The following is a 9445-nucleotide window of genomic DNA, read 5'->3' on the forward strand; positions in this document are numbered from 1 at the left end:
GAACGACGGCAAGAAGCAGAAGGGCATCCCGCACCAGGTGCTGAACGCCCGCTTCCACGAGCAGGAAGCGCTGATCGTGGCCGACGCGGGCGTGCCCGGCGCGGTGACCATCGCCACCAACATGGCCGGCCGCGGCACCGATATCCAGCTGGGCGGCAGCATCGACATGCGCATCGCCAACTGGCGCCAGCAGCAGCGCGGCATGGGCCTCGAGGTCACCCACGAGGACGAGGTCGAGGAGCGCGCCCGTCTCGAGGCCGAGATCGCCGACAGGAAGGCCCAGGCCCTGGCCGCCGGCGGCCTGTTCGTGCTGGGCACCGAGCGCCACGAAAGCCGTCGGATCGACAACCAGCTGCGCGGCCGCACCGGCCGTCAGGGCGACCCGGGCCGGTCCAAGTTCTTCCTGTCGTGCGAAGACGACCTGCTGCGCATCTTCGCCGGCGAGCGTCTGGACGCGATCATGCGCACCTTCGGCGTTCAGGAAGGCGAGGCGATCACCCACAAGTGGCTGAACAACGCCATCGCCACGGCGCAAAAGCGCGTCGAGCAGCGCAACTACGAGATCCGCAAGAACCTCCTGAAGTACGACGACGTCGTCAACGACCAGCGCAAGGCCGTGTTCGAGCAGCGCCAGGAGTTCATGGAGAGCGACGACCTCTCGGACATCATCGCCGAGATGCGTCACGACACGATCGACGATCTGGTCGCCCGCCACCTGCCGCCCAAGGCCTATGCCGAGCAGTGGGACATCGAGGGCCTGAAGGAACGCGTCCAGTCGATCCTGGGCCTGGACTTGCCGATAGAGGCGTGGGCGGCCGAGGAAGGCATCGCCGACGAGGAGATCAAGGACCGCATCACCAAGGCGGCCGACGACTACGCCGCCCAGCGCGAGGTGATCATCACGCCCGAGCAGATGCGCCAGGTCGAGAAGAACTTCCTGCTGCAGATGATCGATCTGCAGTGGCGCGAGCACCTGATGCACCTGGACCACCTGCGCAACGTCATCGGCCTGCGCGGCTACGGCCAGCGCGATCCGCTGAACGAGTACAAGACCGAGGCCTTCTCGCTGTTCGAGAAGCTGCTGGGCGACCTGCGCACCAACACCACCCGCTGGCTGATGACGGTCGAGATCGCCTATGCCGAGCCGGAACCGCTGGAGGCCCTGTCGGGCCTGCAAGAGGTCCACCTGGACCCGCTGACCGGCGAGAACGCCGCCGTCGCCGGCGTCATCCCCGACGGCCTGTCGCCGGAGCAACGCGAAGCCCTGCCCGTCTCGGCCCTGCCGGAAGACTGGGAGCGCACCAGCCGCAACGCCCCCTGCCCCTGCGGCTCGGGCAAGAAGTTCAAGCAGTGCCACGGGTCGCTGGTCTGAGGCTTGGCTGAGCTTTGAAATCAGACGCCCGCCCCGGGAGACCAGGGCGGGCGTTCTGGTTTCAAATCCTCCCCCAGCGGGGGGACTTTGGCTTTCTACGGCCGCAGCACCACGCCCACATCCGCCGGCGCGCCGCCTTCGACCTGCGCCAGATACGCCCGGCGGATCGCGTCCGGCCCGCGCCCTTCCTCGACCTTCAGCCAGCGCGGCGCGTCCGTGACGAACGGCGTCCAGGCCGCGCCGTAGCGGCGGTCGAACTCGCCGCCCGCCCAGTCCTTGAGGCGCTTGGCGATGCGATCCGGCGCGAAGAAGAACGCCGGCGTCGGGCCCGGCAGGCCGGCCTGCTCGCGCGGGACCTCCCAGTGGGTGCCCCCGACCAGGATCGAGGCCTTCAGGTCTTCACCGAACCGACGATGCACCGCGCCCAGCACCCGGCTGTCGCCCGCGAAGTCCACGAACACCGCCGGCCCGGCGATCGGCGCGGTGGCGATGTCGTCGTAGAGCACGACCTGGTCATAGAACCCCAGGCCCTCGACGAAGGCCTGGCTCCGCGGGGAAGTCAGGCCGATGACCTTGACCGCTCCCCGCGCCTTGAGCAGCGCCGCCAGGGCGATGGCCGTCTTGGACGAGGCGCTGGACAGGATCACGCTGGCCGCGCCGTGGAAGCCCGCCTCGTCCAACTGGTCGTCGATCAGGAACGAGGTGATGAACAGGGGCTGCAACAGCGCCCGATAGGCCTCCGAAGCCTCCTCGGGCCCGACCGCCAGGTACTGGTTGTAGACGGCCGCCAGATGCTGGCGATGCGGCGACACGTCGGTGAAGCCCGACTTGCCGGCCTTGGCCAGAACGGTCAAATGGGTCGACATCGGCCAATAGCCGTAGAACCGCTGGCCCACGGCGATGTCGGGATGGGCCGAGACCTCGACCCGCGCATGACCCCAGACCGGCACGCGGCCAAAGCCCCCGGGAGCAGGGAAGAAGTCCCAGTAGCGCATCATCTCGCCGAACACGGCGTAGGTGATGTTGTTGGCGGTCAGGGCGAAGCTCTCTATGGCTAGCCGCACCTCGCCGTCGGCCAGCGGCTCGGGCGCGGCGTCGCGGATCTCGGCGCGGCGCAGGTCATCCTTGGCGACCAGCAGATCCCAGGCCATGGCGTTTTCTCCCTCTGTTAGGCGGAAGCTAGGCGGAGGGGGGAGAGCAAGTCAAACGGGCGTTTATTTCCTTTTCTGTCATCCCGGCCAAGCGCGTAGCGCGCCGAGCCGGGACCGCCGGAAGCGCTGAGCTCGTGGCGGTCCCGGATCTTCGCTTCGCTCCGTCCGGGATGACAGGAAAAGAGACGGGCCACCCCCACATTGTCACCAGGACAATGTTTCCATTGCCCCCACGCAACCAACGGCGCAATCGAAGGACACCCACCCGATGGAGCGCCCATGTCCCACGCGTCCCTGCCCTTGCGCCACTTCCTGCTGGCCCTGGCCGTGGTGGCGGTCTGGGGCACGAACTTCGTGGTCATCCGGGTAGGCCTGGACCATCTGCCGCCGCTGCTGTTCGCGACCCTGCGCTTTACCCTGGTGCTGTTGCCGATGGCGTTCTTCGTGAAGCGTCCGCCGGTGTCGTGGGCCAATCTCGCGGCTTATGGCGTGCTGATCGGGGCGGGGCAGTTCGGCCTGCTGTTCGTGGCGATGAAGGGTCACATCTCGCCGGGGCTGGCCTCTCTGGTCGTGCAGACCCAGGTGTTCTTCACCATCGGCATGGCCATGCGGATCAATCGCGAGCCGATCAAGCCGTTCCAGATCGCCGCCCTGCTGCTGGCCGCCTCGGGCATCGTGCTGATCGCCGCCCACGGCGGCGGCTCGGCCACGCCCCTGGGCGTTGTCCTGGTGCTGCTGGCGGCGGCCAGTTGGTCGGGCGGCAACATGGTCGCGCGCCAGGCGGGCGCGGTGAACATGCTGGCCTATGTCGTCTGGGCCAGCCTGTTCTCGATCCCGCCGCTGTTTGCGATGTCGCTGTGGCTGGAAGGCTGGCCGGCCATCGTCAAGGGCGTGAGCCAGGCCGACGCCCTGACCTGGGCCGCCGTCGCCTGGCAGGCGATCGGCAACACCATGTTCGGCTACGCCGCCTGGGGCTGGCTTCTGGCGAGGCACCCAGCCGCCACGGTCACCCCGATGGCCCTGCTCGTGCCCGTCTTCGGCATGGGCGCCTCGGCCCTGCTGCTGCACGAGGCCCTGCCCGCCTGGAAGCTGATCGCCGCGGCCCTGGTGCTGGCGGGCCTGGCGGTCAACATGCTGTGGCCGAAGGTGCGGATGAGGTTCGCGGCGGCGCTCTAACATCCCAACTTCCGTGGGACGCAGCGCAGCGAAGATCCGGGACCGCCGATCGCGCGGCGCTCCCGGCGGTCCCGGCGGTCCCGGCTCGGCGCGCTTCGCGCTTGGCCGGGATGACAGGAGGATGTTGACCTCCGTCGGGGAAATGAGCGGACCCTTCCTCAAAACAGGGAGGCCGCCATGCCAACGCCGTTCGAGGTCAGCTGGAGCCGCGAGCAGATCGACAAGGTCCTGGCCCAGGTCCGCGCCTACGAATTCCCGCCCGCCCCCGAAGGCGGCGGATGGAGCTATGGCTGCGACGCGGATTTCCTGAAAGACCTCTGCGCCTACTGGACCGACGGCTTCGACGTCGGCGCGGCCCAGGCCAACCTCAACCGCTTCCCGCAGTTCACCGCGACGATCGAGGATCTCGACATCCACTTCGTCCACGTGGTCGGCGAGGCCAAGGGCAAGCGGCCGCTGCTGATCACCCATGGCTGGCCGGGCAGCCATTTCGAATTCTGGGACGCCATCGAGCCCCTGGCCTTCCCTTCGCGCCACGGCGGCGACCCGGCCGACGCCTTCGACCTGGTGATCCCGTCGCTCCCGGGCTTCGGTTTCTCGGGCAAGCCGAAGCGGCCGCTGGGCCAGCGGGCGACGGCGCGATTGTTCGACACCCTGATGACCCGCGAGCTGGGTTATACGACCTACCTCGCCCAAGGCGGCGACTGGGGCGGCCTCGTCACCTCGTGGCTGGGCCTCGACCACGGCGACCACGCCAGGGCCATCCACCTGAACATGATCGGCCTGCGCCCCGCCGGCCCGCCGCAAACGCCCGAGGAAATAAGCTGGATCACCGGCTTCGGCGCCCAGATGGACGCCTACGGCGCCTATTTTCGCTTGCAAGCGAGTAAGCCGCAGTCCGTCGCCTGGCTGGGGGCCAACAATCCCGTCGGCCAGGCCGCCTGGATCCTGGAGCGCTTCCACGACTGGGCGGATCTGTCCACCAAGCCCTTCGAGCAAGTGTTCACGCGCGACCAGCTGCTGACCAACCTCATGCTCTATGTGATGACCGGCGGGTTCACGACCGGCGCCTGGTATTACCGCGCCATGCTGGAGGAAGGCGGGCCTGTCCTAGTCGAGGGCCAGCGCTGCGAGACACCGACCGCCTTCGCCAACTTCCCCGGCGAGAGCATCTACAAGCCCCCGCCCCGCTCGTGGGCCGACCGCGCCTACAATATCGTCCGCTGGAGCGAGATGCCGCGCGGCGGCCACTTCGCGGCGATGGAGGAGCCGGGGCTGTTCGTCGACGAGGTGCGGGCCTGGGCCCGCGCGGTCTGAGTTTTTCTGGGGCGCCGGCGAGAATATTCGCTCTCATCGCCCGCCGCCGGGCGGCTAAGGTCGCCGGCGTCGCCGTCAAAGAGAGCCGCAGGAGCGCCCATGTCCGACCGCAAGCTTCACCCCGAGACCCTGGCCCTGCACGCCGGCTGGCGCGCCGATCCCGCGACCGGGGCGGTGGCGCCGCCGATCTATCAGACGACCTCGTACCAATTCGAGAGCGCCGAGCACGCGGCCGACCTGTTCGCCCTGCGCAAGCTGGGCAACATCTATACGCGCCTGGGCAATCCGACGACCGACATTCTGGAGCAGCGCCTGGCGGCCCTGGAAGGCGGCGCCGCCGCCCTGGCCGTCGCCTCGGGCCAGGCGGCCTCGGCCTTCGCGATCCAGAACCTGGCCCGGGCCGGCGACAACATCGTCAGCTCGACCGACCTCTATGGCGGCACGTGGAACCTGTTCGCCAACACCCTGCGCGACCAGGGTATCGAGGTGCGCTTCGTCGATCCCGAGGATCCGCAGGCCTTCGCCCGCGCCACCGACGAGCGCACTCGCGCCTACTACGCCGAGACCCTGCCCAACCCGAAGCTCAGCGTCTTCCCGATCGCCGAGGTCGCCGAGATCGGCCGCAAGGCGGGCGTCCCGCTGATCGTCGACAACACCGCCGCTCCGCTGCTGGCCCGGCCGCTGGAGCACGGCGCGGCGATCGTCGTCTATTCGACCACCAAATACATCGGCGGCCACGGCACCTCGATCGGCGGCGTCATCATCGACGGCGGCAATTTCGACTGGAGCGCCCATCCCGAGCGCAGCCCGACCCTGAACACCCCCGACGCCAGCTATCACGGCGCGGTGTGGGCCGAGGCGGCCAAGCCGCTGGGCCCGATCGCCTATATCCTGCGGGCCCGCACGGTGCTGCTGCGCGACCTGGGCGCGGCCCTGTCGCCGTTCAACGCCTTCCAGATCCTGCAGGGCGTCGAGACCCTGCCGCTGCGCATCACCCGCCATTCTCAAAACGCCGCGGCCGTGGCCAAGGCGCTGTCGGCGGCGCCGGGCGTCACCCGCGTGATCCATCCCAGTGTCCAGACCGGCCTCCAGCGCCAGCGCGCCGACCGCTACCTGTCGGGCGGCTACGGCGGGCTCGTCGGCTTCGAGCTGGCCGGCGGGCGCGAGGCGGGCCGCAAGTTCATCGACGCGCTGAAGCTGTTCTACCACGTGGCCAATATCGGCGACGCCCGCAGCCTGGCCATCCATCCGGCCTCGACCACCCACTCGCAGCTGAGCGCCGAGGAGCAGCTGGCGACGGGGGTGTCGGACGGCTATGTGCGCCTGTCGATCGGCCTGGAGCACATCGACGACATCCTGGCCGACCTGACCCAGGCCCTGGCGGCGGCGCGGTAGGTGATCTCCTAAGCTAACCTTATCTCGTCATCCCGGATAGCCTCGCAGAGGCTATCCGGGATGACGAGAGTTTGAGGCTTCGGACTACCGATGCTCACCGCTCGCATCTTGAGCCGACCCGCGCCCGCCCCTATCCATGGGGAATGAAAAGCCCCCGTTTCGACTTCGCCTCCGACAACGTCGCTGGCGCCATGCCGGAAGTCATGGACGCCCTGGTCGCCGCCAACGCCGGAACGGCCTCGGGCTACGGGACCGACCATGTCAGCCGCGCGGCCGCCGACCGTATCCGCGGCCTGCTGGACGCCGACGCCCAGGTGCGGTTCACCGCCTCGGGCACGGCCGCAAACGCCTTCGCCCTGACCCTGCTGGCCCAACCGCATGAGGCGGTGCTGGCCCACGAGCACGCCCACATCTGCACCGACGAGACGGGCGCCCCCGGCTTCTTCGGCCAGGGCGTGGGCCTGGTCGGCTTGCCCGGCGCCTCGGGCAAGATCGAGGTCGCGGCGCTGGAGGCCGCCCTGGCCGAGCCGGACGTCTCCTATCGCCAGCCGGCCGCCGCCCTGTCCCTGACCACCGCCACCGAATACGGCACGGTCTATTTGGAAGACCACCTGCGGACCCTGGTCGCGCCGGTGAAGGCCAAGGGCCATGGCGTCCACCTGGATGGCGCGCGCCTGGCCAACGCCGTGGCCGCCGGCTTCGACCTCAAGAGCGTGGCGAAGATGGGCGTCGACATCCTGGTGATGGGCGGGACCAAGGCCGGCTCGACCCCGACCGAGGCCGTGGTGTTCCTGAACCCCGATCACGCCCGCCGCCTGGACGCGCGGCTCAAGCACGCGGGACAGCTGGTCTCCAAGGGCCGCTTCCTGGCCGCGCCGTGGCTGGGCCTCTTGGGCGCGGACGGCGAGGCGGGACCGTGGGCGACGCGCGCGGCCCACGCCAACGCCATGGCCCAGAAGCTGGCCGGCCTGATGCCGTTCCCGATCAAGCACCCGGTCGAGGCCAACGGCCTGTTCGTCGAGATGGACGAGCCCACCCTGCAGCGCCTGCGCGGCGAGGGCTGGTTCGTCTACCGCTTCCTGGACGGGACCGTGCGCTTCATGTGCTCGTGGGCCACGACGCCGGAGATGGTGGAAGAGCTGGGGGCGGCGCTGGGGCGCATCCGATAACCCTCTCCCATGGGGAGAGGGCGGGGCCCGCCGCGAAGCGGTGGGAGGGTGAGGGGTTAAGCCCTCGACCGCTGTAGCCCCTCATCCTCCCACGCCTGCGGCGTGGGTCCCGCCTTCTCCCCATGGGAGAAGGTTTCCAGATTACGCTCCCCCACCCCCAGCATCCGCGCGATGTCCGCCGCCGGCGCCGGGCGGCTGATGAAGTAGCCCTGGATTTCGGCGCAGCCCTGGCCGCGCAGGGCGTCCAGCTGGGCCTGGGTCTCGACGCCTTCGGCCGTGGTGGTGACGCCCATGGACGAGCCGAGGTCCAGCACCGCCTTGATGATGGCCATGGCGTCGCTGTCGTGCAGGATGTCGCGCACGAAGGTCTGGTCAATCTTGATCTTGTCGAACGGGAAGCTGCGCAGATAGCTCAGCGAACTGTAGCCCGTGCCGAAGTCGTCCATGGAGATGCGCACGCCCAGCGCCTTCAGGTCGTGCAGCATGGTCATGTTGGCGGCGCTGTCCTGCAGCAGGACCGACTCGGTGATCTCCAGCTCCAGGCGCTGGGCGGGCAGGCCCGACGACGCCAGGGCCGAGACGACGGTCGTCACCAGGCCCCGGTCGCGGAACTGGGCCGGCGACAGGTTGACCGCCAGGCGCACGTGCTCCGGCCAGCGGGCGGCCTCGGCGCACGCCGTGCGCAGCACCCACTCGCCCAGCGGCACGATCAGGCCGATCTCCTCGGCCAGCGGGATGAAGTCGGCCGGCGAGACCATGCCGCGTTCGGGATGACGCCAGCGCAGCAGGGCCTCGCAGCCGGTCACCCGCTCGTCATCCAGATGATAGAGCGGCTGATAGAACAGCTCGAACTCGCCGTCCTGCAGGGCGCGGCGAAGGTCGAGCTCCAGCGCCCGGCGGGCCTGCAACTGCTCGTCCATCGCCCGTTCGAAGAAGTGGAAGGCCCCGCGACCATCGGCCTTGGCGCGGTAGAGGGCCATGTCGGCCTTCTTCAGGAGCTCGTCAGCGTCCTCGCCGTCCGAGGGCGCGGCGGAGACCCCGACGCTGGCGCCGATCACCACCTGGTGGCCATGCAGCTCGAATGGCGCGGCCATGGCCTCGACCACCCGGCCGGCCAGGCGCGTGGCGCCGTCCATACCCGAGAGCCCGGTCTGGACCACGGCGAATTCGTCGCCGCCCAGACGCGCCACGGTGTCGCCCTCGCGGACGCAATGGCGAAGACGCTCGGCGGCCTCGCGCAGCAGGGCGTCGCCCAGCGGGTGGCCCAGGGTGTCGTTGACGGTCTTGAAGCGATCCAGGTCGATGAAGTGCACCGCCAGTTGGTCGCCCTTGCGCGCCCGCCGGGCCAGGGCCTCGGCCAGCGACTTCTGGAACAGCACCCGGTTGGGCAGGTCGGTCAGCGGGTCGTAGTGGGCCAGGCGGGCGATCTGGGCCACCCCCTGACGGTTGGTCTCGTTGCTGGCCTGCAGCAGGCCCAGCACCGTACCGACCCCGAGATAACGGTCGTTCTCGGTGACGATGAAGCCGCGCAGCAGGTCCGAGGCGCGATAGGACAGGCTGTCAGTGGTGAACTCGGCCAGCTCGGTGTCGGCGTCGACGATCAACGGCTCGCGATCCATCAGGGTCGAGATCGGTCGGTGAGCGTAGAGGGCGCGGCCATATTCGGCGGCCATGCGCAGGAAGAAGGCGTTGCGTTCGACGATGCCGATCGGCCGGTCCTCGCCGTCGACGACCGGGACGATCAGGGTGTCGGGCTCCTCGCGGAAGCGCTCGTAGAGCGTCCTGCCCAGATCGTCCTGACGCGCTGGCGTCAGAGAAGAAACCGTGTCCCGCAAGGTGAACATGAATACGCCTCCACTTGGAGT

7 protein-coding genes are annotated in these 9445 nt (G+C 69.2%); 5 read left to right on the top strand and 2 right to left on the bottom strand.

What is annotated here, in order from left to right; genetic code table 11:
• The coding region (locus tag VJ655_RS15245; RefSeq protein ID WP_324112503.1) for an SEC-C metal-binding domain-containing protein at positions 1–1372 on the top strand (1372 nt) is incomplete at its 5' end.
• A 95-nt stretch (positions 1373–1467) separates the two neighbouring features.
• Here VJ655_RS15245 and VJ655_RS15250 read toward each other — a convergent pair.
• Positions 1468–2523 carry a DUF2855 family protein gene (locus VJ655_RS15250; RefSeq protein ID WP_324112505.1) on the bottom strand — a complete coding sequence of 352 codons (1056 nt, stop codon included), beginning with the start codon at positions 2521–2523 and terminating at the stop codon, positions 1468–1470.
• Between the two features lie 279 nt (positions 2524–2802).
• On the opposite strand from VJ655_RS15250, the gene VJ655_RS15255 reads away from it, so the two are divergent.
• The 4 genes from VJ655_RS15255 to VJ655_RS15270 all read left to right on the top strand — a co-directional run bounded on the left by VJ655_RS15255 (position 2803) and on the right by VJ655_RS15270 (position 7580).
• Positions 2803–3699 carry an EamA family transporter gene (locus VJ655_RS15255; protein ID WP_324112507.1) on the top strand — a complete coding sequence of 299 codons (897 nt, stop codon included), beginning with the start codon at positions 2803–2805 and terminating at the stop codon, positions 3697–3699.
• A 177-nt stretch (positions 3700–3876) separates the two neighbouring features.
• Complete coding sequence (locus tag VJ655_RS15260) at positions 3877–5016, top strand: epoxide hydrolase (protein ID WP_324112509.1); 1140 nt, start codon at positions 3877–3879, stop codon at positions 5014–5016.
• Positions 5017–5115: 99 nt separating this feature from the next.
• On the top strand, positions 5116–6411 hold the full coding sequence (locus VJ655_RS15265) for an O-acetylhomoserine aminocarboxypropyltransferase/cysteine synthase family protein (RefSeq protein ID WP_324112511.1): 1296 nt from the start codon (positions 5116–5118) through the stop codon (positions 6409–6411).
• 143 nt (positions 6412–6554) lie between these two features.
• Entirely contained in the window at positions 6555–7580 is a 1026-nt protein-coding gene (locus VJ655_RS15270; RefSeq protein ID WP_324112513.1) for a low specificity L-threonine aldolase, read from the top strand.
• Between the two features lie 56 nt (positions 7581–7636).
• On the opposite strand, the gene VJ655_RS15275 is transcribed toward VJ655_RS15270, so the two are convergent.
• The gene (locus VJ655_RS15275) at positions 7637–9424 is read right to left on the bottom strand and encodes a putative bifunctional diguanylate cyclase/phosphodiesterase (protein ID WP_324112515.1); all 1788 of its coding nucleotides are present in this window, start codon (positions 9422–9424) and stop codon (positions 7637–7639) included.
• Positions 9425–9445: the final 21 nt, after the last annotated feature.

This window comes from Caulobacter sp., from assembly GCF_035254145.1.
In the GTDB taxonomy this organism is placed as follows: Bacteria; Pseudomonadota; Alphaproteobacteria; order Caulobacterales; family Caulobacteraceae; genus Caulobacter.

Bases quoted from the DNA above. Each gene is read 5' to 3' on its own strand.
- VJ655_RS15275 (WP_324112515.1), bottom strand. From the start codon at position 9,424: ATGTTCACCTTGCGGGACACGGTTTCTTCTCTGACGCCAGCGCGTCAG.
- VJ655_RS15265 (WP_324112511.1), top strand. From the start codon at position 5,116: ATGTCCGACCGCAAGCTTCACCCCGAGACCCTGGCCCTGCACGCCGGC.
- VJ655_RS15260 (WP_324112509.1), top strand. From the start codon at position 3,877: ATGCCAACGCCGTTCGAGGTCAGCTGGAGCCGCGAGCAGATCGACAAG.
- VJ655_RS15255 (WP_324112507.1), top strand. From the start codon at position 2,803: ATGTCCCACGCGTCCCTGCCCTTGCGCCACTTCCTGCTGGCCCTGGCC.
- VJ655_RS15270 (WP_324112513.1), top strand. From the start codon at position 6,555: ATGAAAAGCCCCCGTTTCGACTTCGCCTCCGACAACGTCGCTGGCGCC.
- VJ655_RS15250 (WP_324112505.1), bottom strand. From the start codon at position 2,523: ATGGCCTGGGATCTGCTGGTCGCCAAGGATGACCTGCGCCGCGCCGAG.